Origin of the sequence: Blattabacterium sp. (Blattella germanica) str. Bge (assembly GCF_000022605.2) — a bacterium.
Classification (GTDB): Bacteria; Bacteroidota; Bacteroidia; order Flavobacteriales; family Blattabacteriaceae; genus Blattabacterium.
The window spans coordinates 327,286-349,171 of the sequence record NC_013454.1 but is presented as its reverse complement, the minus strand read 5'-3'; the positions used below and the strand labels follow the sequence as shown (position 1 = coordinate 349,171).

19 protein-coding genes are annotated in these 21,886 nt (G+C 28.8%); 4 read left to right on the top strand and 15 right to left on the bottom strand.

Going from position 1 to position 21,886, the window contains the following annotated elements; genetic code table 11:
• Window position 1: 1 nt before the first annotated feature.
• The 10 genes from mtaB to BLBBGE_RS01675 all read right to left on the bottom strand — a co-directional run bounded on the left by mtaB (window position 2) and on the right by BLBBGE_RS01675 (window position 10,704).
• On the bottom strand, window positions 2-1,342 hold the full coding sequence (gene mtaB, locus BLBBGE_RS01720) for a tRNA (N(6)-L-threonylcarbamoyladenosine(37)-C(2))-methylthiotransferase MtaB (RefSeq protein WP_012840876.1): 1,341 nt from the start codon (window positions 1,340-1,342) through the stop codon (window positions 2-4).
• A 54-nt stretch (window positions 1,343-1,396) separates the two neighbouring features.
• Window positions 1,397-2,026 carry a peroxiredoxin gene (locus BLBBGE_RS01715; RefSeq protein WP_012840875.1) on the bottom strand — a complete coding sequence of 210 codons (630 nt, stop codon included), beginning with the start codon at window positions 2,024-2,026 and terminating at the stop codon, window positions 1,397-1,399.
• Between the two features lie 82 nt (window positions 2,027-2,108).
• Entirely contained in the window at window positions 2,109-3,950 is a 1,842-nt protein-coding gene (dnaG, locus tag BLBBGE_RS01710; protein WP_012840874.1) for a DNA primase, read from the bottom strand.
• Window positions 3,947-4,612: a ribulose-phosphate 3-epimerase gene (rpe, locus tag BLBBGE_RS01705; protein ID WP_012840873.1), complete on the bottom strand. Its 666-nt coding sequence runs from the start codon at window positions 4,610-4,612 to the stop codon at window positions 3,947-3,949. Before rpe ends, dnaG begins: the two co-directional genes overlap by 4 nt.
• 48 nt (window positions 4,613-4,660) lie before the next feature.
• Window positions 4,661-5,461: an SDR family oxidoreductase gene (locus tag BLBBGE_RS01700; RefSeq protein ID WP_012840872.1), complete on the bottom strand. Its 801-nt coding sequence runs from the start codon at window positions 5,459-5,461 to the stop codon at window positions 4,661-4,663.
• Window positions 5,462-5,486: 25 nt separating this feature from the next.
• A complete protein-coding gene (gene metK, locus BLBBGE_RS01695; protein WP_012840871.1) occupies window positions 5,487-6,755 on the bottom strand; it encodes a methionine adenosyltransferase in 1,269 nt (422 codons plus the stop codon).
• 29 nt (window positions 6,756-6,784) lie between these two features.
• Window positions 6,785-7,858: a bifunctional 3-deoxy-7-phosphoheptulonate synthase/chorismate mutase type II gene (locus tag BLBBGE_RS01690; RefSeq protein WP_041936698.1), complete on the bottom strand. Its 1,074-nt coding sequence runs from the start codon at window positions 7,856-7,858 to the stop codon at window positions 6,785-6,787.
• A 10-nt stretch (window positions 7,859-7,868) separates the two neighbouring features.
• A complete protein-coding gene (locus tag BLBBGE_RS01685; protein ID WP_012840869.1) occupies window positions 7,869-8,717 on the bottom strand; it encodes a prephenate dehydrogenase in 849 nt (282 codons plus the stop codon).
• Window positions 8,714-9,868 carry an aminotransferase class I/II-fold pyridoxal phosphate-dependent enzyme gene (locus BLBBGE_RS01680; RefSeq protein WP_012840868.1) on the bottom strand — a complete coding sequence of 385 codons (1,155 nt, stop codon included), beginning with the start codon at window positions 9,866-9,868 and terminating at the stop codon, window positions 8,714-8,716. The genes BLBBGE_RS01685 and BLBBGE_RS01680 overlap by 4 nt, the downstream gene beginning before the upstream one ends.
• A complete protein-coding gene (locus tag BLBBGE_RS01675) occupies window positions 9,868-10,704 on the bottom strand; it encodes a prephenate dehydratase (RefSeq protein WP_012840867.1) in 837 nt (278 codons plus the stop codon). Before BLBBGE_RS01675 ends, BLBBGE_RS01680 begins: the two co-directional genes overlap by 1 nt.
• 183 nt (window positions 10,705-10,887) lie before the next feature.
• Here BLBBGE_RS01675 and BLBBGE_RS01670 point away from each other — a divergent pair, with 183 nt between their 5' ends.
• Window positions 10,888-12,231, top strand: a complete 1,344-nt coding sequence (locus BLBBGE_RS01670; RefSeq protein ID WP_012840866.1) for an Nramp family divalent metal transporter — start codon at window positions 10,888-10,890, stop codon at window positions 12,229-12,231.
• On the opposite strand, the gene rplI is transcribed toward BLBBGE_RS01670, so the two are convergent.
• From rplI to mnmE, 5 genes are all read right to left on the bottom strand, one after another.
• Window positions 12,228-12,677, bottom strand: coding sequence for a 50S ribosomal protein L9 (rplI, locus tag BLBBGE_RS01665; RefSeq protein WP_012840865.1), 450 nt, complete (start codon window positions 12,675-12,677; stop codon window positions 12,228-12,230). The genes BLBBGE_RS01670 and rplI overlap by 4 nt on opposite strands.
• 3 nt (window positions 12,678-12,680) lie before the next feature.
• A complete protein-coding gene (rpsR, locus tag BLBBGE_RS01660; protein WP_012840864.1) occupies window positions 12,681-12,986 on the bottom strand; it encodes a 30S ribosomal protein S18 in 306 nt (101 codons plus the stop codon).
• Complete coding sequence (rpsF, locus tag BLBBGE_RS01655; protein WP_012840863.1) at window positions 12,983-13,333, bottom strand: 30S ribosomal protein S6; 351 nt, start codon at window positions 13,331-13,333, stop codon at window positions 12,983-12,985. Before rpsF ends, rpsR begins: the two co-directional genes overlap by 4 nt.
• Before the next feature lie 61 nt (window positions 13,334-13,394).
• Entirely contained in the window at window positions 13,395-14,909 is a 1,515-nt protein-coding gene (gltX, locus tag BLBBGE_RS01650) for a glutamate--tRNA ligase (RefSeq protein WP_012840862.1), read from the bottom strand.
• 9 nt (window positions 14,910-14,918) lie between these two features.
• On the bottom strand, window positions 14,919-16,313 hold the full coding sequence (gene mnmE / locus BLBBGE_RS01645; protein ID WP_012840861.1) for a tRNA uridine-5-carboxymethylaminomethyl(34) synthesis GTPase MnmE: 1,395 nt from the start codon (window positions 16,311-16,313) through the stop codon (window positions 14,919-14,921).
• Window positions 16,314-16,378: 65 nt separating this feature from the next.
• Between mnmE and BLBBGE_RS01640 the strand changes: the two genes are divergently transcribed.
• The 3 genes from BLBBGE_RS01640 to lon all read left to right on the top strand — a co-directional run bounded on the left by BLBBGE_RS01640 (window position 16,379) and on the right by lon (window position 21,865).
• On the top strand, window positions 16,379-17,278 hold the full coding sequence (locus tag BLBBGE_RS01640) for a HemK/PrmC family methyltransferase (RefSeq protein WP_012840860.1): 900 nt from the start codon (window positions 16,379-16,381) through the stop codon (window positions 17,276-17,278).
• Complete coding sequence (gene ligA, locus BLBBGE_RS01635; protein ID WP_012840859.1) at window positions 17,247-19,292, top strand: NAD-dependent DNA ligase LigA; 2,046 nt, start codon at window positions 17,247-17,249, stop codon at window positions 19,290-19,292. The genes BLBBGE_RS01640 and ligA overlap by 32 nt, the downstream gene beginning before the upstream one ends.
• 170 nt (window positions 19,293-19,462) lie before the next feature.
• Complete coding sequence (gene lon, locus BLBBGE_RS01630) at window positions 19,463-21,865, top strand: endopeptidase La (RefSeq protein WP_012840858.1); 2,403 nt, start codon at window positions 19,463-19,465, stop codon at window positions 21,863-21,865.
• Window positions 21,866-21,886 lie beyond the last annotated feature (21 nt).

Below are 21,886 nucleotides of genomic sequence, written 5' to 3'. Positions count from 1 at the left end.
TTCAGTTATAGTTCTGTATAGGTTCTGCTATCATAATTCCATCTTGGTCTATTTTTGTGATAAACACTTCTTGTAATGTGTTTCTATAACATGACAAATTGTATGAATTCAATGGAATTTTAGTTCTAATATAATTTTCTGTATATCCATATAAATATTCTTGATTTGTAGAATTTTTTTCAAATAAAACGGTTTTTTTTGTGTAAACTTGCCTTTCGCAAAAAAAACGATATTTTTTGTTTGAAAGATTTCTCAAAATTTGATTCCGTTTCCATTGTATTTTTTTAGAAACATATCCCTGTAGAGTGATAGATTTTGTATTGGGTCTAGGAGAATAGGTAAATATGTGTAGAGATGAAATTTCTAATTTTTTCAAAAAATGATAAGTTTCCAAAAAATGTTTATGTGTTTCTCCAGGAAACCCAACAATAATATCTGAACCGATATAAGCATCTGGTATGAAACATCGGATTTTGTTTACTTTTTCTTGATAAAGTTCTCGTTTATAACGTCTATGCATTTTTCCCAATATATCGTTGCTTCCAGATTGTAAAGGAATATGAAAATGAGGAACAAAATGTTTGCTTTTAGACAAAAATTCAATACATTCATTTTTTAATAAATTAGGTTCTATAGAAGATAAACGTATTCTTCCTTTTTCTTTGATTTGATCTATAGCTTGTATTAAATCAAAAAATGTATATAAACGACGATTTTCTCCATATATTTTTTTTCCGTAATCTCCAATATTAACACCTGTTAAAACTATTTCTTTCACACCGTTTCGAAAAAGAAGCCTAATATTTTTCAATATATTTTCTATACTCTCAGAACGAGAGGCCCCTCTTGATATGGGAATAATGCAATAGCTACACTTATAATCACATCCATCCTGTATTTTCAAAAAAGAACGAGTTCTATCTCCAACGGAAAACGATGGAAAATAAGTATTTTTTGTCTTTGCATTTGAAATAATCTTTGGATGAGATTTTTTCAATAATTCTAGATCAAGATAATCTGTGATTTTGAATTTTTCGTAAGAACCTAAAACGAGATCTACTCCAACGATAGAAGAAACTTTTTTAGAATTCAGTTGAGCATAACATCCTATTGCTATAATAAAAGCTTGTGAATTTTGATTCATAGCAGAACGTACAATGTGCCTAAATTCAACTTCTGCATTTTTTGTAACAGAACAACTATTGATTACATAAATATCTGCATAACTTTTGAAAGGAACATGTTGATAATATAAATTAGAAAATTTTCTTGCTATAGTAGAGGTCTCTGCGTAATTCAATTTACACCCCATTGTATAAAATGCTACTTTTTTTTTCATCATTTTCTTTTTGAAATAAGGATCAGATTGAAGATCATCTGATCCACTTTTCTTTTTTTAAGATGAAAAATAATCTACAATTCCACTATGACTAGCCTTCATGGCTTTTTTTCCAATTGTCCAATTAGCTGGGCACACTTCTCCACTTTTTTCATAATATTGAAGAGAATCTACCATACGAATAGCTTCATGTACATTTCTACCTAAAGGAAAATCATTAATTAAAATATGTCGTATAATACCTTCTTTATCTATTAAAAATAAACCTCTGTAAGCAATAAGTTCTCCCGTTGCTTTCAATCCTTCATTAGAATCTAAAATCCAATCTCCAGACAAAACTCCATAATTATGAGATATGGTTTTATTAATATCAGAAACAATAGGGTAGGTGACCCCATATATTCCACCTTTTTCTTTTGGCATCTGTAACCAAGCCCAATGAGATTGTTCTGTATCCGTAGATACAGCAATGATTTGTACATTTCTAGTCTCAAAATCTTTTATTTTTTCTTGAAATGCATAAATTTCTGTGGGACAAACAAAAGTAAAATCTTTAGGATAGAAAAAAAGTAAAACATACTTTTTTCCATAAAATTGTTCTAAAGTAAAATTTTGTACAATATTTTTTCCATTTAATACCGCACTTGCCGTAAAATTAGGCGCTTTTTTTGAAATTAATGTCTTCATTTTTCGCAAGTTTATATGCACGAATTTACCAAAAAAATTATTTAGGATTATAGGAAAAAGAAAAAATGATTAAAAGAAAAAATCACACATATCTATGTAACTTTTTATGAATTTCATTTTTAACATTTGTTAAATCCATGATTTTTTTTAATCTATCATCATCTTTTGTGATATGAATGATTTCTTTTTTTATCAATTTTGAAATATATAAAACCCTATATCTCAATAAAATATCCGTTATATATTGATCTATGTGATCATCGAAAGATGAAACTTTGATTCCTTTTTTATCCCATTTAGATAATGAATAAAATTTTGGATTTTCTTTATCAGAAAATTCTGTATTATTCAACTTGTAATGACCTATTTTTTTATTTTGTAAACAAATTTTATCAAATATTTCTTGGTTCTTATTCAAAGAAAAACGTAAATTCCAATATTTGAAAGCATATAATATCTCTTCTAAAACTGTTGTATTGCATTTTTCTTTTTTGATTATTTTATTTCCATGATTTAAAATCAATTGAATCAATTCTTTTTCAATAAAAAGAAGAGTGTTAGTGTTTTGGTTATTTCCTCCCGCCTGAATTGCTTGAACCGTACGAAGTTTTTGTCCATTTTTTTTGTTGATTCTTTCCAATTCATTAATTAGAATTTTTTGACGAATTTGTAACATTTTGGATGCTTCTTGCAAGTATAATTCTTTTTGAAGAACATTGGATATTTTTGAAATACTATTCAAAATGTTTAAAACAAAAAATGATTTTTTAATGGGATCATCTTGATGAAATTTTCCATATATTTTTTGTTTGAAAGAAATGAAATTATAACTATTTTTCGCTAAAAAATCTTTGAGTTGAGAGATAGAATACTTTTTAGATAGAGAATCTGGATCTTCTCCGTTAGAAATGAATAATATACGTAAATTTATTCCTTGTTCCAATATCATATTAATTCCTCTTAAAGAGGCTTTAATTCCAGAACGATCTCCATCATAAAAAAGAACAATATTTTTTGTAAATTTTTTGATCAATAGTATTTGATCGACAGTCAATGAAATTCCGGAAGAAGAAACCACATTCTTGATTCCGGATTGATGTAAAGAAAGAACATCTGTATATCCTTCCACCAAATAACAAAGATCTTCTTTGAGAATGTTTTTTTTAGCTTGAAATAAACCATATAGAATTTTACTTTTTTGAAAAATATCACTTTCAGATGAATTGATATATTTGGTAGAATATGAAGAACTAGAATCAATATTCCTACCACCAAAACCTATCACCCTTCCTGATAAATTATGTATTGGAAACATTACACGTTTACGAAAACAATCAAAAAAATTATTAGAATATTTCCTATAAATAGTAAAACCAGATTTTTTTAGATCCTGTATTTTAAATCCTTTTTCTAAGGCTTTTTTAGTAAAAAAACTCCAAGAAAGTGGAGCGTAACCTAATTCAAATTTATGAATTATTTTCATATTAAAGCCTCTTTTTTGAATTAAATAATTGAATCCATTTTTCTGTCCCTCTTTAGTACAAAACAATTGATTTATGAAAAAACGTTTTGCATAATCTTGTATAAAGTATAATTTTTCATATTCTTCATGGTCGATTTTACTAAATTCTTCTGTATATTGAATTTTAATATGATATCTTTTAGCAAGATAACGTAATGATTCTACATAAGTAAAATGTTCATGTTCCATAAGAAAAGTTATAATATTTCCCCCTTTTCCAGAACTGAAATCTTTCCATATTTTTTTTGTAGGAGAAACTATAAAAGAAGGTGTTTTTTCATTAGAGAAAGGACTAAGTCCTCTATAATTTAAACCACTTTTTTTTAACTCTACAAAATCTCCAATCACATCTTCTATGCAAGAAACAGAAAGAATTTTTTTTATAGTTTCTTTACAAATCATGATAAATCATTATTACAAAATTTCATTCTATGAATAATTTCTTTTGGATTAGAATTAGAAAAAATCGTAGTTCCTGATACTAATATATCAGCTCCATTTTTGAATAATAAGGACGCATTTTCTAAATTAATTCCTCCATCGACTTCTATGAGAGCAGAAGAATCTTTTTTTAATATTAAATTTTTAGTGTCTTCTAATTTTTGATATGTTTGGTTAATAAACTTTTGTCCGCTAGAACCAGGATTCACACTCATCAATAAAACAAAATCTATATCTTTAATAATATCTTGCAAAAGAAAAACTGGAGTATGCGGATTGACTGCTACACCTACCTTCATTCCATATTTTTTAATAGAAAAAATAGTTTTATTTAAGTGAATACAAGCTTCATAATGAATATGTAAATGATCGGATCCGCAATTCTTAAATTTTTTTATATATCGTTCTGGTTCTAAAATCATTAAATGAACATCCATAGGTTTATTAGCGTATTTTTTTACATATTTAGTAAACAAAGATCCAAAAGAAATATTAGAAACAAAAGAGGAATCCATAATATCAATATGGAACCAATCTGCTTCACTTTCATTCAGCATTTTTATATCACGATGTAAAAATGCTAAATTAGCTGAAAGTAAGGATGGAGCTATAATTTTTTTCATATTTCATATTTTTACATAAGGATTAGGATTGAGTTTAGAAGAGGAATTTTATAAAATCATAGCTTCACTAATTCCAGTATTAGAAAACCCTCCATCATGATACAAGTTTTGCATTGTTACTTTTCTTGTTAAATCTGAAAAAAGTGTAATTATATAGTTGGCACAATCTTGTGTGGAAGCATTTCCTAATGGAGATATTTTTTCTGAAAAAAGAAAAAATTTATCAAAACCTTTGATGGCTTTTGCTGCTCTAGTGGGACTAGGAGACTGTGATACAGTATTAACCCTTACCTTCTCTTTGATACCCCAATAATAACCAAAATTACGTGTAACACTTTCTAAATAAGATTTATAGTCAGACATATCTCCATAATATGGAAAACTTCTTTGAGAAGCAATATATGTTAGAGCTACAATAGAACCCCACTTATTCATCGCTTTTTTTTTCCAAGCTGTTTGCATCATCTTATGATAAGATACGGCAGATATTTCCCATCCTTTTCTTAAAAATTCATAATTGAGAGAGGGATAAGTCAATCCTTTTCGGATGTTCATAGACATAGCTATAGAATGCAATAAAAAATCTATTTTTCCTCCAAAATGACCTAATGTTTTTTCAAACAAAATATTAAGATCTGATATAGAAGTGGCATCTGCTGGAATTACCATAGATTTTGTTTTGTGAGATAATTCATGAATTTTACCAATTCTTAAAGAAGCTGGTGTATTAGTTAATACGAAAGATGCTTTTTCTTCATAAGCACGTTCTGCTACCTTCCAAGCAATAGAATTTTCATCCAAGGCTCCAAATATAATTCCTTTTTTTCCTTTCAATAGATTGTAAGACATTGTTAAAAGATTTAACTAAAAATACCTATTTTTTGAATTTCATATTCATATTAAAAATGTCCTTTATGACAGGTAAATAGTCCAGCTTTTCCCATGTAAAAAGTTCTACTTCTTGTTTTTTTTGATTTCCTTCTATATCCAAAAAAGACTTATACACTTTTTTCGGAATTTTTCCCATATGTCCATACACAGATGTTTCTTCATACATTGGTTGACGCAATTTTAATCTTTTTTCTATAGCATAAGGACGTAAATCAAAAATTTGATTTATATTCGACGCGATTTTTTCATTATCTATCTTTGATTTCCCATAGGTATTTACAAAGATACCAATCGGTTCTGAAATTCCTGCGGCATAGGATATTTGTATTAGTAATTCATCTGAAATTCCTGCGGCAACAAGATTTTTAGCTATATGTCTAGCGGCATAAGCTCCAGACCTATCCATCTTAGATGGATCTTTTCCGGAAAAAGCTCCTCCTCCATGAGATCCTCTTCCTCCATAAGTATCCACTATAATTTTTCTTCCGGTCAATCCCGTGTCTCCATGAGGGCCTCCCCTAACAAATTTTCCTGTAGAATTAATGTAATATTTTGTTTTATTTGTAAATAATTTTTTTATATTTTTTAACCGAATATTATTTTTCACTCTTGGAATCAAAATGTTTATAATATCCTGTACGATACGTTTATGCATTCTTTCTTTCGTATCAAATTCATCATGCTGAGTTGAAATCACGATAGCGTGAATATGCATTGGTACATTTGTATCTGAATATTCCAAAGTGACTTGCGATTTTGCATCTGGACGCAAATAAGTCATTTTTTCTCCTTCATTTCTAATCGATGAAAGTTCCCTTAATATATGATGTGAGATTTCCAATGTTAAAGGCATATAATTTTCCGTTTCTTTCACTGCATAACCAAATACTATTCCTTGATCTCCAGATCCTTGATATTCTTTTTTTGATCGTTGAATTCCCTCTAATAAATCCAAAGATTGTTCCTGAATAGAAGAAATGATTCCACAAGAATCTGCATGAAATCTATATTCATTTTTAGTATATCCTATTTTTCTAAGTATATTACGAGCTATTTTTCTAACATTCACCCAAGTTTTAGAATTGACTTCTCCAGCTAATATAATTTGTCCCGTAGTCACTAAAGTCTCTATAGCTACTTTCGCATCTGGGTCATACGCTAGAAAATGATCTAATATAGAGTCCGATATTTGGTCTGAAATTTTATCAGGATGACCTTCTGAAACAGATTCACTGGTAAATAAATAAGCCATTTTTTTAGGACTGAGCTATTTAAATTTTCTTATCTGATTTGATTTTGAATTTTAATAGATTCTTGATGCAAAAGTTTAAAAACTCCTTCAAGTAATTCTTCAGAAATTCCTAAACTTCTTCCGAAGATAAGAGATTTCTTCATAATATCATTCCATCTATCTGGTTGATAAACAGGAATATCTGAGTCTTTTTTTAAAGATCCTAATTTCTTTGAAATGTTCATTCTTTCTGAGAAAAGCGCAATAATATTTTCATCTAGTTCATCAATGACAATTCTAAAAGAATCTAAATCCCTTTTACTTTTTTGATCAAATTTTTTGAAATTTGTTAATTGTTTTAACATTTCCAAAAGCTTTTCCGGAGTAATTTGTTGTTGAGCATCACTCCAAGCATGATCAGGATCACAATGACTTTCTATCATCAATCCTTCAGATTGAAAATGATAAGCTTTTTTTGCTATATCAAAAATTCCTTCTTTATTTCCACAAATATGTGAAGGATCACATATAATGGGGATTCTAGGAATAAGACTCCTAAAATTGAACAAAAGATTCCAATTAGGTTGATTACGATATTTAGAATTTTTGTAGGTATAAAAACCCCTGTGTATCACTCCCAATTTTTTTATACCTTTCCCCAATAAACGTTCTAAAGCTCCTATCCATAATTCTATATCAGGATGAATTGGGTTTTTCACCAAAATAATTTTATTCTTTTCTCCTTCTAGAGCGTCAGCTATTTCTTGAATAGTGAAAGGACTGGCTGTACTTCTAGCACCTATCCAAAGAACATCAATATCAAAAGAAATAGCCAATTTAACATGTTCTGCATTAGCAATTTCTGTTGCAACCAACAATCCCGTATTTTTTTTAACTTGATGAAGCCATTCAAGTCCTTTTTTTCCAATTCCTTCAAAATTATTTGGTTTTGTCCTAGGTTTCCATATTCCTGCCCGAAATATTTGAACATAGTTAGGATTTAATCGATTGGCTGTTTCTAATATTTGTTGTTCACTTTCTGCACTACAAGGACCAGATATAATTAAAGGTTGATTGAATTTATCAATCCAGGATCTGTCTATACTATTATTCAGTTTTTCCATCACATTGAATTTACACATATTTTTTATCTTTTATATCGTTCGCCTTTTTCATGTATTGATCGATCTTATGAAATTCTTTATTTATTAAATGATTACGAAATATTTCTAAATAATCAATATAAAAATCTATAGATTGAATCAGATTCTCTCTATTAGAAATAAAAATAGGTAACCACGTTTCAGGCTTACTTTTCGCTAAACGTGTCGTTGAATCTAATCCACTTCCCATCATATTATGAAAAATTTTTTCTTCATTCTTAAATTTTTTTAAAACTGTACTAGCTAAAGCAAAGGAAACTACATGAGGTAAATGAGATATATAAGCAATATATAAATCATGTTCTTTAGAGGAAATATAAATCATCCGCATTTCCATAAGAGAATAGATTTTTTTTGCAATAGACATTGCATCTGGATCACTCCGTTCCGAATCACAAATAATGCAATTTTTTTTATAAAAAAGATCTGAATGAGCTGAAATAGGTCCAGAATTTTCAATTCCTGCAATAGGATGTGTCGCTACAAATCGACTTCTTTTCGGATGAGAAGAAACCCGATTACAAATATCATATTTAGTAGATCCAGTATCTAAAATCACTGTATCCTTACTGATTTTATTCAGAATAATTGGAAGTATTTTTTCTATTCCATCTACGGGAATAGATAAAATAATTACTGAAGATTGCATAATGAGATCCTGCAAAGAAATTATTTCGTCTACAATTCCAAGTTTCACAGCATGTGAAGCGTTCTCCTGATTTGAATCTGTTCCTATAATTTTATCTCCAAAATTGGATTTTTTCAATCCCAAACCAATGGATCCACCTATTAACCCTAATCCTATTATTCCAATATTCATGAAAAAATTCTATTTTTTGCTTGTTCCAAAATTTTTACGGGACAACACATAGAAAACCTTACATATCCTTTCCCATTGTTTCCAAACACTCTTCCAGGTGTAATAAATATGTGATGAGTATTGAAAAATTCATCGGACCATATTCGATCATTTTTTTCTGAACCGGTTATTCTTGCCCAAACAAATATTCCGGAACTTTCTTTTGAATATTTCAAGTTTAGATAATCACAGATTTCCCATATTATTTTTCTGCGTTGAATATATTCTCTATTCAGTTTTTGAAACCACTTAGAATTATGATTCATAGCTTCTATAGCTCCAATTTGTATGGGATAATACATGCCAGAATCCATTTGACTTTTTACTTTTAGTATATTCTTAATAAATTCTTTTTTTCCTATTATCATTCCTACACGCCATCCTGGCATATTGTAACTTTTGCTTAACGAATTCAATTCTAAGGCTATATCTTTAGATCCTTTTACATTAAAAATACTTAAAGGACGTTCACTATTTAATATAAAACTATAAGGGTTATCATGAACGAGTAAAATACGGTTTTTTTTCGCAAAAAAAACAATTTTTTCTAAGTTTTCCAAAGAAATTGTTGCACCCGTAGGCATGTGAGGATAATTGATCCACATTATTTTGATTTTAGAAAGATTGTTCTTTTCTAACAAGTGAATATTGGGAGACCAATTTTCATACTCATAAAGATTATAATAAATAATTTCTGCTTCCAAAAGTCTTGATATAGATGAATAAGTAGGATATCCAGGATTTGGAATTAAAACTTGATCCCCTTTGTCTAAATAAGACATGCTTATATGCATAATTCCTTCCTTAGAACCCATTAATGGCAAAACCTCACTTTTAGGATCTACATCAACTTGATATTCTTTTCTATACCAATCAGAAATTGCATTACGTAATTCTTCTATTCCAATATAGCTTTGATAAGTATTCGCATGCTTGAGTTCTGACGCTTTTTTCATTTTATGGATCACTCCTTTTGGAGGAAGTAGATCTGGATTTCCAATTCCTAAATTAATGACTTTGACACCTTTTTTTTCAAGAAGATTAATTTCCTTCATTTTTTCGGAAAAAAAGTATTCCGATACTTGAAACATTTTTTTTGCAGCTATAATCATTAGGATCTAATTCTACCATTTTGATATTCTCCCATAATAGACCATTTATGAAGACAGGGAATTTTTTGGATGCATTTTTTCATTTTTTCATAAGATTTTATATTATTGAATATAATATCGACATAAAAGGAATACTCCCAAGGTCTTTGTATTATAGGAATGGATTGTATTTTAGTCATATTGATTCCAAGACTAGATATAAGACTTAAAATCTGAGATAAACTTCCAGTAGTATGTAAAATTTTGAATCTTAGTGAAGCTTTATTAAAGGAAGCATTCTCTTGTTTATAACAATTTTTAATGATAAAAAATCTCGTAAAATTCCTTGTAATAGTTTGTATATTTTTGGAAATGATTTCTAAACCATATTCTTTAGCCGCATTTTCAGACGCGATGGCAGCTAATCCTTTTTTTTTGCATATAGAAATATATTTAGCGGCAGCCGCTGTATCTGAGTATTCAGATATTTTTATAAAAGGATGAGCATCTATGAATAATTCACATTGCAAAATAGCCATTGAATGAGAATAGATTTCTTTAATATCTTCTATTTTTTGCCCTGGATAAGCCATTAAATGATGTTGTATGGGGATATATATCTCTCCTACTATTTTCAAATTGTATTCAGATAAAAGACTGTAATTGGTCAATATTGTACCCGCTATGGTATTTTCTATAGCCATAACTCCAATATCTACATTGGATTTAGCAACGGAAACAGCTACTTCTCTAAAAGAAGAACATTCCATCAATTTATAATTACATCCTTCAAAATATCTGGAAACGGCTGCATGATGAAAACACCCTTTTACCCCTTGTATAGCTATTTTTTTCATGAAACTAATAGAAAGATTGAATCACTTGGGAAACCCGAAAGTTTCATTATCAATCAAGCGGAAAAATTTGAAACAAATATAATAAATTATTCTATTTAATGCAATTTATTAATCCCATGAAATCAATTCAAATATGAATTGACAACGAAACGAAAAGATTAAAACGGTTAACTTTATATTTTCATGTTCTACTATTATGCCAAAAAAAAATCTTCTACAGGATGGAGGAATGAGAACAAGTCTCCTTCCCTTTCGGAAGTTTTTTCTTCCGTTTCTGTTCCTCAACAAAAAGGAATATGGAAAAAACTTTTTGCTTTTACTGGGCCAGGCCTATTGATCGCTGTCGGGTATATGGATCCAGGAAATTGGGCTACAGATATTGCTGGAGGGGCAAAATTTGGTTATATGCTTTTATCCGTTATTTTTATATCCAATTTTTTCGCCATTATTTTACAACATTTAGCTTTAAAATTAGGAATTGTTTGTGAGAGAGATTTAGCACAAGCTTGCAGAGATCATTATCCCCCTTTTATTAGTTTTATATTATGGTTCTTATGTGAAATAGCCATTGCGGCTTGTGACTTAGCTGAAATTATTGGTTCTGTGTTAGCCTTAAAACTCCTTTTTTGCATTCCTATTCCATGGGGTGTATTGATTACAGCTATTGATGTTTTAATCATTTTATTTTTTCAATATAAAGGTTTTAGATACATTGAAAGTGTGGTAGCCGCCTTAATATTTACAATTTTAGTTTGTTTTAGTTTTGAAATTATTAGTTCAAAACCGGAAATTTTTTCTATTTTAAAAGGCATTATTCCTGATCCAGAAATAATTAAAAATTCACATTCTCTTTATATATCTATCGGAATATTAGGAGCTACCGTAATGCCTCACAATCTTTATCTTCACTCAAGCATCATACAAACTAGAGATTACCCCCGCACTACGGAAGGAAAAAAAATGGCTATAAAATATGCAACCATAGATAGCACCTTCTCTTTATCCTTAGCTTTTTTTATCAATGCGGCCATACTTATTATATCTGCAGCCACTTTTCACAAAGCTGGACATACAGAAGTAGCAGATATCATGCATGCACACAAACTTTTAACTCCTATACTTGGTTCTAGCTTAGCTGGAATTTTTTTTGCATTAGCTTTGCTAGCATCAGGACAAAATTCCACCCTCACTGGAACTTTAGCTGGACAAATAGTCATGGAAGGATTTCTGAGTATAAGATTAAAACCTTGGATAAGAAGATTAATAACAAGACTGATAGCTATTGTTCCAGCTATGATTGTTTCTATTGTTTATGGAGAAAAAGGAACAGCTGAATTATTAATAATTAGTCAAATAATTTTATCTATACAATTAAGTTTCGCTATTGTTCCATTGGTTTCTTTCACAGGAGATTCTGAAAAAATGGGAACATTTGCAAATGGACCTATTTTAAAAATATCAGCTTGGTTTATCACTATCATAGTTATATTCCTAAATTTATTTTTATTATATGACGTTTTACTTTAATAAGCTAATACTTCAAAATTTAATGTAAACTCGTGTTTTCTATGCAAGCGTATACTTGCCTGATGTTTTCCGATTGTTTTAATGATTTTATTTCCAGGGATTCTAATAAATTTTTTATCTATAGAAATTCCTTCTTTATTCAAAATTTTCATAAGTTCTTGATTATTGATAGAACCAAAAAGTTTTCCTCCTTTTCCCACTTTAGCTGGAATTTTAATAGTTAATTTTCTTAACTTATCTTCTATTTCTTTTGATTTTTCAATTAAAAAATTTTCTTTTTTAGAACGTTGCATCAATATTTCACGAGTATTTTTGATAATTCCAGGTAATGCTAAAACAGCATATCCCTTAGGAATCAAATAATTTCTAGCATAACCAGGTTTAACATCTAATTCATCGTATTGAAACCCCAAATTTTCTACGTCTTTTTTTAGAAGAATTTTCATTTTTTATCTTAAATCATCTGTTACAAAAGGCAACAGCCCAATTTGCCTACATCTCTTGATCGCCGCATTTAATTTGTTTTGATTTTTTTGTAAAGTTCCTGTGATACGACGTGGCAATATTTTTCCTTGTGCATTTAGAAATTTAATTAAAAATATAGGATCTTTATAATCTATATATTTGATATTTCTTTGTTCGAAATAACAATATTTTTTTTCTACTTTGGTTTCTATTTTAATAGGAGACAAGTATCTTAAATCACTATCTCCTACCTGTTGTTTTGTATGTTGATGGGTTTCCTCTAATATCATAATTCTTCATCTTTTTTGAATAATTTTTTTCTTCTCCTTTCTGCATATTCTATTCCATATTTATTTAGTTTTATAGTTAAAAAACGTAAAATATGTTCATCTTGTCTTAATTTTAATTCTAAATCAGAAACTAAATTAGGGTTCAACAAAAATTCAAATAAATGATAACAACCACTTTGTTTTTTTTGAATAGGATAAGCTAGTTTTTTTAATCCCCAATGTTCCTGATAAACTATCTTTCCTTTTTTTTGGATAAGATAATTTTCATATTCTTTTGCTGTTTCTTTTGCTTGATCATCAGATAATATAGGAGTGATTATCATGATATTTTCATAATGTTTAAGCATTAAATTTTTTTACCAAAATGTAAATCTATATTTTTATGTTCTTTTTTCAAAAAAAAACATTCTAAATTTTTTCTTTGATTTGATTTATTAATTTTTCTATGCGTTGTATGCTTTCTTCTTTTCCTAGCATTTCAAAAATCATGAAAATATCAATTCCTTTTAAAATTCCGACTAAGGCCAAACGAAATAATTGCATGATTTTCTGTTTTTCTTTTTGAGACTCTGTAAACAAAGATTTCAAATTGATAGACGTAAATGGATTTACATTCGATAACAAAATTTTTGTATCTTCTAATTGAAGTATGGATTTTTTATGACAGATTTTATTGAAAAAATTAGCTTCATAAGAACTAGGAGAAATAAAAAAATAAAAAGAATGTTCCCATATTTCATGAATAAAATGAATTCTATCAATCGTTAAATGGATAATTTTCCATAAATAATCTTTTTTACATTGAATAAAACGTTTTTTTGAGTTCTTCGCAAAGAAATGAAAACACTTCTTCTTTTTTTTATTCAAATATTTTTTATTGAACCAATTCGCTTTCTTGAGATCAAAAAAAACACCAGATTTGTTGATTCTTTCCAAAGAAAAAAAATTTACTAATTCTTGTAAAGAAAAAATTTCATTTTTGACTCCAGGATTCCATCCTAATAATGCTAACATATTCACAAATGCTTCTGGAAAATAACCTAATTCTCTATATCCTGGAATGATGATTTGAGTATCTGGAACTTTCCATTGAATAGGAAATATAGGATAATCTAAGCTAGATGCATTTCTTTTGCTGATTTTTCCTTTTCCATCTTTTCTTAAAATCAAAGGTAAATGTGCAAACAGAGGAGGAGTCCACCCAAAAGACCTATATAATAATATATGCAAGGACATAGATGAAAGCCATTCTTCTCCTCTTAAAACATGGGTGATTTTCATTAGATGATCGTCTATAGTATTAGCTAAATGATAAGTAGCTACTCCATCTGATTTTAACAATATCTTATCATCTAAATGATCTGAGTCTATTATGATCTCCCCACGTATGAGATCATGCATCTTCAATTTTTCTCCAGGTTTGACTTTAAATCGAATGACATAGGAAGAACAAGATTGTAACTTATCATGTAATTGTTCTTTCGTCATAGTTAAAGAATTGTCCATATCCATTCGAACTCTGTTATTATAAGAAAAAGTGAACCCCCTCTCGCTATATTCCTTCCTTTTTTTATCAATATCTATATCTGTATCGAAAGCATAATAAGCATCCCCTTTTTCTAACAATTGATTGATATAAAAACGATAAATATTACATCTTTTGGATTGATAATAAGGGGAATAAGGACCGCCTACTCCGACTCCTTCATCAGGTTCTATCCGACACCATTTTAATGTTTCAAGAATATACGATTCCGAATTAGATACAAATCTTTTTTGATCAGTATCTTCTATTCTAAGAATAAATGTACCGCCATGTCTTTTAGCAAAAAGATAATTGTATAATGCTGTTCTGATTCCACCTAAATGAAGTGGGCCTGTTGGACTAGGGGCAAAACGAACTCTTACAAAATTTTGAGACATATATGAATTTTATTTACCAATGCAAAATTTGGAAAAAATATTTTTTAGGATCTCCTCACTTGTGACTTCTCCCGTTATCTCTCCTAAATAACGCAATGCTTCTTTAATATAGATAGATACTAAATCTTCTGAAAGTCCTTTTTTTAAAGCTTCATCGGCTAATAAAACCTCTCTTAATGAAAGTTTCAAAGCTTCATAATGTCTGCTTTGTGTAACAACTATTTTTTTTTCTTTGAATCTTTCAAAAAATAAATTACTCAAAGTATCTAGTACTTTTTTTACTTCGTGACGATTTCTTGCAGAAATTTCAAAAAAATAAGAAACCTTTGATTTTATATTATAAAAATCCTGAAAATAGGATAGATCTGACTTATTTGCTATTGCAAAAATATCTTTTAATGGATACTTTTTTTGAATTTTTTGAATCTCACGAACAATTCTTTTCTGTTTTTTTTTTTCTGAAGATGAAGAATCAAAAATATATAATATCATTTGAGACTCATCCATTTTTTTCATGGTTTTTTCAACTCCCATCACTTCGATGGGATCTATAGTTTTTCTAATTCCTGCTGTATCATAAAAATGAAAAAGAATTCCATTTAAAATGATTTTTCCTTCTATACAATCTCGAGTCGTCCCTTTTATATGGGATACAATAGAACGGTCTTCTTGAATCACCTGATTGAAAAAAGTAGATTTTCCCACATTAGGTTCTCCAATAATGACTACATAAACTCCTTTTTTTATAGAATTTCCTAAGGAAAAAGATTCAATTAAATCTTTTAAAGTTTCTTTTAATTCTTGTAAAAAGGAAAAAAGTTCTGATCGATTGGCAAAAATCACATTCTCTTCAGAAAAATCCAATTCAAGTTCTAGTAAAGATGCAAAATCCAATAATTTGATTCTTAAATCCTTAATGAGATTAGATAATCTTCCTTTGATCTGTTGTAAAGAAATTTCATGATACGCTTTATTTTCAGATGAAATTAAATCAGCTACAGCTTCAGCTTGTGATAAATCTACTTTTTTATTTAGAAAAGCACGAAATGTAAATTCTCCAGGACGGGCTAAACGGATCCCTTTTCTAATTAGCAATTGTAAAATCTGTTGTTGAATATAGTAAGATCCATGACAAGAGATCTCTATCATATTTTCTCCTGTATAAGAAAAAGGAGATTTAAAGATAGAAATTAATACTTGATCCAATAAATTCTTATTTTCTTCTATAAGATACCCTAAATGAATCGTATGTGTAGATTGATTTTTCAGTTTTTTTCCAGGTTTAATAGGAAGAAAAATATTTTCAACAGTAGATATGGAAGTTTTTCCAGAAAGACGAATAACAGAGATTGCACTGGAACCAATTGGAGTTGCTAAAGCTACAATGGTATCATCATCTAACATCATGACACAGAAAAATAAATATAAAAATAAGTATTTTTTTACATCATTTCAATTTCCTTCAAATTATGAGATCTTTTGACAAATTTTATCATTTATTTCAAAAAACTCTTCAAGATTTATATACAGAACCTAAAGAGGTAGAAAATATCTTTTTTTTACTTATGACTCATATTTTTCGATGTGATAAAACAACTATACTATTACAATTAAGTAGAAAAGAAAAAATCAATTTTTTGATTTACGAAAAATTAATCGAAAAATTATGGGAATTAAAAAAAAATAGACCCATTCAATATGTCATTGGAAAGGCCTATTTTTTTGGCATGGAATTCATAGTTAATGAAAAAGTATTCATTCCAAGACCAGAAACGGAAGAACTTGTATATTGGATTCTACAGGATAACAAAAATAAAAATACGAGTAAAGTTCAAATATTTGATATTGGAACAGGAAGTGGATGCATTAGTATTGCCTTAAAAAAGAAAAAACCTGAAATGGAACACGTTTATGCAATAGATTCTTATCAAGAAACTCTTGATATAGCCCGTAAAAATGCAGAATTACATAATGTAGAAATTTCATTTAAAAAGGTGGATATCTTGAAAGATTCGATTTTTATCCCAAAAATGAACAAAAATTCTGTTAGCATAATTGTGAGTAATCCTCCTTATGTTCGTCTTTCTGAAAAAAAATTATTACATCCAAATATTATTCAATACGAACCTTTTCAAGCTTTATTTGTTCCTGATGAGGATCCTTTGATTTTTTATAAAAAAATTTCTTTTTGGATCCAAAAAAAATTGACTGGAGTTGTTTATGTTTATTTTGAAATAAACCAATTTATTTATTTAGATATTATTGATTTTTTGAAAAAAATCGGATTTCTAAATATAGAAATCAGAAGAGATTTTCAAGGTTTTTTCAGAATGATTCGTGCAGTATATTACGCCTACAAGAAAAATTGATAAAAAATTACATGGATCCAAAAAAAAAATAAAAGAAAAAATATCCCAACTCAGAAAAGAGTTGTCAAAATATAATTATCAATATTATAATTTTGACACTTCCGATATCTCCGACTTTCATTTTGATAAAAAATTAGAAGAATTGTTTTTTTTAGAAAAAAAATATCCTGAATTTTATGACCCGACTTCCCCCACAATAAAAATAGGAGCAGAAATTCATGAACCCTCTACAGTTTTTTATCATAAATACAAAATGTACTCTCTTCAAAAGACCTATTCTAAAAAAGAATTAATAATTTGGAAAAAAAAAATCAGTAAATCTATTCATACTTTTTCCTTTGTGTGTGAACTCAAATATGATGGAGTATCTATTAATTTAATTTATAAAAACGGATTTTTAACAAATGCGGGAACTCGTGGAAATGGAGAAAAAGGAGAAGATGTCACAGAAAATATAAAAACTATAAAACACGTTCCTTTAAAATTAAGAGGAAATAATTATCCTGCGTATCTTGAAATACGGGGAGAAGTTTTTCTTACCACAAAAAATTTTATAGAAATCAATAAAAAACGTATAAAAAGTGGAAAAACTCCTTATGCCAATCCAAGAAATACGGCTAGTGGAACCCTGAAAATTCAGGATCGTAAAAAAGTACGTCAAAGAAACTTGTTTTGTATAGCATTTCATGTTGTAGGAAAAAATTTGCCTTTCGACACACAATATGAATCTCTAAAACACATTAAAAATTGGGGTTTTCAAATTCCAGAAACAGCTCGTTTTTGTAAAAACATGGAAGAAGTATTTCATTTCATAGACTTTTGGAATCTATGGAAAGATAAACTTCCCTACCAAATCGATGGCATAGTTATTAAAGTCAATGAATATCAAAAACAATCCCTTTTAGGATTCACCAACAAATATCCACGATGGGCCATAGCTTATAAATTTAGACAAAAATTGTCTGAAACCAAACTATTAAGCCTGACCTTCCAAGTCGGACGGACTGGAATCGTTACACCTGTAGCCAATGTCGTTCCTATCTTGATTTCTGGAACAATAATCAAAAGAGTAGCTCTTTATAATGACAGTTTCATACAAAAAATGGGAATTTATCATGGAGATACCCTTTTGTTAGAAAAAGGTGGAAATATTATTCCAAAAGTAACAAGAATCAATATAAAAAAAAGATCTAGTCAAGCATTTCCTGTCTTTTTTTTAAAGAAATGTCCATCATGCAATAGCGTTTTAACAAAAAATAATGAATTATTTTACTGTACCAATCAAAATTGTTTTTCTCAAAGAATAGAAAAAATAAGACATTTTGTGAGCGTAAAAGCTATGAATATTCAAAAAATTGGAAATGAAATGATAAAAAAACTATACAAAAAAGGTTTTTTATATAGTTTTTATAATTTATATGAATTGAAAAAAGAAGAACTTCTTCAAATAGATGGAGTCAAAGAAAAATTGGCAGATAGTATTATAAACAACATAAAAAAATCTAAAGAGAATCCCTTTTCCAGAGTCTTATATGCCTTAGGGATTCGTCATGTAGGAGAAGATATTTCTAAAAAATTAACCAAACAATTTTTGGATATCAATTCTTTAATGCATGCAAATTATGATCATTTAATTTCTATTTCAGGCATAGGAAAAAAAATTACAGAAAGCATTATCACTTATTTTTCAATTTATGAAAATAGACATGCGGTTCAAATGCTAATAAAATACGGATTACATTTTTCGAAATGTTCTAAAAAATTATCTTCTCTTGAAGGAAAATCTTTTGTATTTACAGGAAAATTATCTTGTATGACCCGTCATAAAGCTCAAAATATGGTAGAAAATCTAGGTGGAAAAGTCTATAATACTGTAAACAATCAAATCAATTTCATAGTAATTGGAAAAAATTTCGGTTCCAAATTCAAAAAAAGTATGAAAAAAAATCATGTACAAATTTTAACAGAAAATCTTTTTCTAGATATGCTTAAAAAAGCAAAAAAAGAGAAATAAATCAAATTTTAAACGATTGTTTTAAAAGAGAAATAGTCAGTATAGATGGTTTTGTTTTTCATATAGAAAACAGTATATTTAATTCTTAAGTTATTAAGTGGTGATGATTCTTATATGAATTCATGCATCACAGAATTAATGCATCATTTAAGTAAGAAATCTATTTTTTTATGTTACTAAAAAATATATTTACAGAATCTGGATTCGAGTCTGAAGCTGAGTTTATACCCTTAATGAGTCAAGATGAAGAGGATCAGCTTCTTAAAGACGATATTCCTGAACAATTATGTATATTAACAGTTAGAAATATGGTTTTGTATTCCGGAATTGTTTTTCCAATCATAGCAGGAAAAAGTGGATCCATTCAATTATTACAAGATGCTTATGGATTTGATAAAACGGTTGGAGTATTAACACAAAAAAATTCTGGTATAGAAAATCTCAGTGAAAAAGATTTATATTCTATTGGAACGGTTGCTAAAATATTGAAATTATTAAAAATGCCTGATGGAAATACCACTGTGATTTTGCAGGGAAAAAGAAGATTCAAAGTCAATCGTTTTATTCAAAATGATCCCTACTTTAAAGCAGAAATTATAGCTTTAGAAGAAAATAAACCTTCCTGCAAAGATAAAGAATACCTTGCTTTGGTAGAATCTATAAAGGAAATTGCTATAAAAATCATTCAGGATAACCCCAATATTCCATCAGAAGCAAGTATTGCCATTCGTAATATAGAAAGTCCTTCTTTTTTAATCAACTTCGTTGCAGCTAATATGAATTTAGCTACTAGAGATAAACAAAAATTGTTGGAATACGATGATTTAAAAAAAAGAGCAATGGAAACGTTGCGTTTTCTCAACGTAGAACATCAACAAATTAAATTAAAAAATGATATTCAATCTCGTGTTCGTAGTGACATGGATCAGCAACAAAGAGAATATTTTTTGCATCAGCAAATTAAAGCTATACAAGAAGAATTAGGAGATATTTCTTATGAAAAAGAAATTGATGAAATGCGAGCTAAAGCGTCCAGAAAAAAATGGCCAAAAGAAGCAAAAAAACAGTTTGAAAGAGAATTGCTAAAAATGCAAAGAATTAATCCTCAAATGCCTGAATACACAGTTCAGAGAAATTATCTAGAATTAATGATTGACCTTCCTTGGGGAAGATATTCAAAAGATAGTTTTGATTTAGAATATGCACAAAAAATATTAGACAGAGATCACTATGGTCTGGAAAAAGTCAAAGAACGTATTATAGAATATTTAGCTGTTTTAAAATTAAGAGGAGACATGCGTTCTCCTATTCTATGCTTTTACGGTCCCCCTGGAGTTGGAAAAACTTCCTTAGGAAGATCTATAGCCACAGCATTGAAAAGAAAATACGTACGTATTTCTTTAGGTGGTTTGCATGATGAATCTGAAATTCGTGGACACAGAAGGACTTATATAGGGGCCATGCCAGGTCGTCTTTTGCAATCTATACGAAAAGTAGGAACTTCCAATCCTGTTTTTGTGATAGACGAGATAGATAAAATGGGTTTAGGGACAAATGGAGATCCTTCTTCCGCCATGTTGGAAGTTTTAGATCCTGAACAAAATACTTCGTTTTACGACAATTTTCTGGAAATGGGTTATGATTTATCAAAAGTCTTGTTTATTGCTACAGCAAATTCACTAACCCATATACAACCAGCTCTTATAGATAGGATGGAGGTCATAGAAATGAATGGATATACAGTAGAAGAAAAAACACAAATTGTTAAGAAACATATACTTCCTAAACAATTAAAAGACAACGGTTTAAAAAAATCAGATTTAATACTTGGTACGAAACAAATAGAAAAAGTGATTGAAAGTTATACCAGAGAATCTGGATTAAGAACTCTGGAAAAGCATATTGCAAAATTAGCACGTTATGTGGCCAAGCATATTGCTATGAATAAAAAATATGTGAAACATTTCAATATTGAAAAAATAGAAAATATTCTTGGAATCCCAAACGATCCAGATCGTTATGAAGAAAATAATGTTCCAGGAGTGGTAACAGGTTTAGCTTGGACTAATTTTGGTGGAGATATTTTGTATATTGAATCCAGTTTATCTAAGGGAAAAGGAAATTTAAGTATTACTGGTAATTTAGGAGAAATCATGAAAGAATCTGCAACGATTGCTTTGCAGTATATTAAAGCTAATTATAAAGAATTTAACATAGATCCTATAATGTTGGAAGAAAAAAATGTACATGTTCATGTTCCTGAAGGAGCAGTTCCTAAAGATGGTCCATCTGCAGGGATCACAATGTTAACCTCTCTAGTGTCAAGTTTTACGAAAAGAAAATTAAAACCTCATTTAGCTATGACAGGAGAAATAACTCTAAGAGGAAAGGTACTTCCTGTAGGTGGAATTAAAGAAAAAATTTTAGCGGCTAAACGAGCTAATATTAAAGAAATTATACTTTCACAGGATAATAAAAAAGATGTAGAGGAAATTAAATCAGAACATTTAAAAGGATTAACCTTTGATTATGTTAGAAATATGAATGATGTGATTCATTTAGCTTTATTGTAAAAAAACATTTTTCAACATGAA

Coding starts and splice junctions, on each gene's coding strand:
- mtaB (WP_012840876.1), bottom strand. CDS start 1,342: ATGATGAAAAAAAAAGTAGCATTTTATACAATGGGGTGTAAATTGAAT.
- BLBBGE_RS01715 (WP_012840875.1), bottom strand. CDS start 2,026: ATGAAGACATTAATTTCAAAAAAAGCGCCTAATTTTACGGCAAGTGCG.
- dnaG (WP_012840874.1), bottom strand. CDS start 3,950: ATGATTTGTAAAGAAACTATAAAAAAAATTCTTTCTGTTTCTTGCATA.
- rpe (WP_012840873.1), bottom strand. CDS start 4,612: ATGAAAAAAATTATAGCTCCATCCTTACTTTCAGCTAATTTAGCATTT.
- BLBBGE_RS01700 (WP_012840872.1), bottom strand. CDS start 5,461: ATGTCTTACAATCTATTGAAAGGAAAAAAAGGAATTATATTTGGAGCC.
- metK (WP_012840871.1), bottom strand. CDS start 6,755: ATGGCTTATTTATTTACCAGTGAATCTGTTTCAGAAGGTCATCCTGAT.
- BLBBGE_RS01690 (WP_041936698.1), bottom strand. CDS start 7,858: ATGGAAAAACTGAATAATAGTATAGACAGATCCTGGATTGATAAATTC.
- BLBBGE_RS01685 (WP_012840869.1), bottom strand. CDS start 8,717: ATGAATATTGGAATAATAGGATTAGGGTTAATAGGTGGATCCATTGGT.
- BLBBGE_RS01680 (WP_012840868.1), bottom strand. CDS start 9,868: ATGATTATAGCTGCAAAAAAAATGTTTCAAGTATCGGAATACTTTTTT.
- BLBBGE_RS01675 (WP_012840867.1), bottom strand. CDS start 10,704: ATGAAAAAAATAGCTATACAAGGGGTAAAAGGGTGTTTTCATCATGCA.
- BLBBGE_RS01670 (WP_012840866.1), top strand. CDS start 10,888: ATGTTCTACTATTATGCCAAAAAAAAATCTTCTACAGGATGGAGGAAT.
- rplI (WP_012840865.1), bottom strand. CDS start 12,677: ATGAAAATTCTTCTAAAAAAAGACGTAGAAAATTTGGGGTTTCAATAC.
- rpsR (WP_012840864.1), bottom strand. CDS start 12,986: ATGATATTAGAGGAAACCCATCAACATACAAAACAACAGGTAGGAGAT.
- rpsF (WP_012840863.1), bottom strand. CDS start 13,333: ATGCTTAAACATTATGAAAATATCATGATAATCACTCCTATATTATCT.
- gltX (WP_012840862.1), bottom strand. CDS start 14,909: ATGTCTCAAAATTTTGTAAGAGTTCGTTTTGCCCCTAGTCCAACAGGC.
- mnmE (WP_012840861.1), bottom strand. CDS start 16,313: ATGTTAGATGATGATACCATTGTAGCTTTAGCAACTCCAATTGGTTCC.
- BLBBGE_RS01640 (WP_012840860.1), top strand. CDS start 16,379: ATGAGATCTTTTGACAAATTTTATCATTTATTTCAAAAAACTCTTCAA.
- lon (WP_012840858.1), top strand. CDS start 19,463: ATGTTACTAAAAAATATATTTACAGAATCTGGATTCGAGTCTGAAGCT.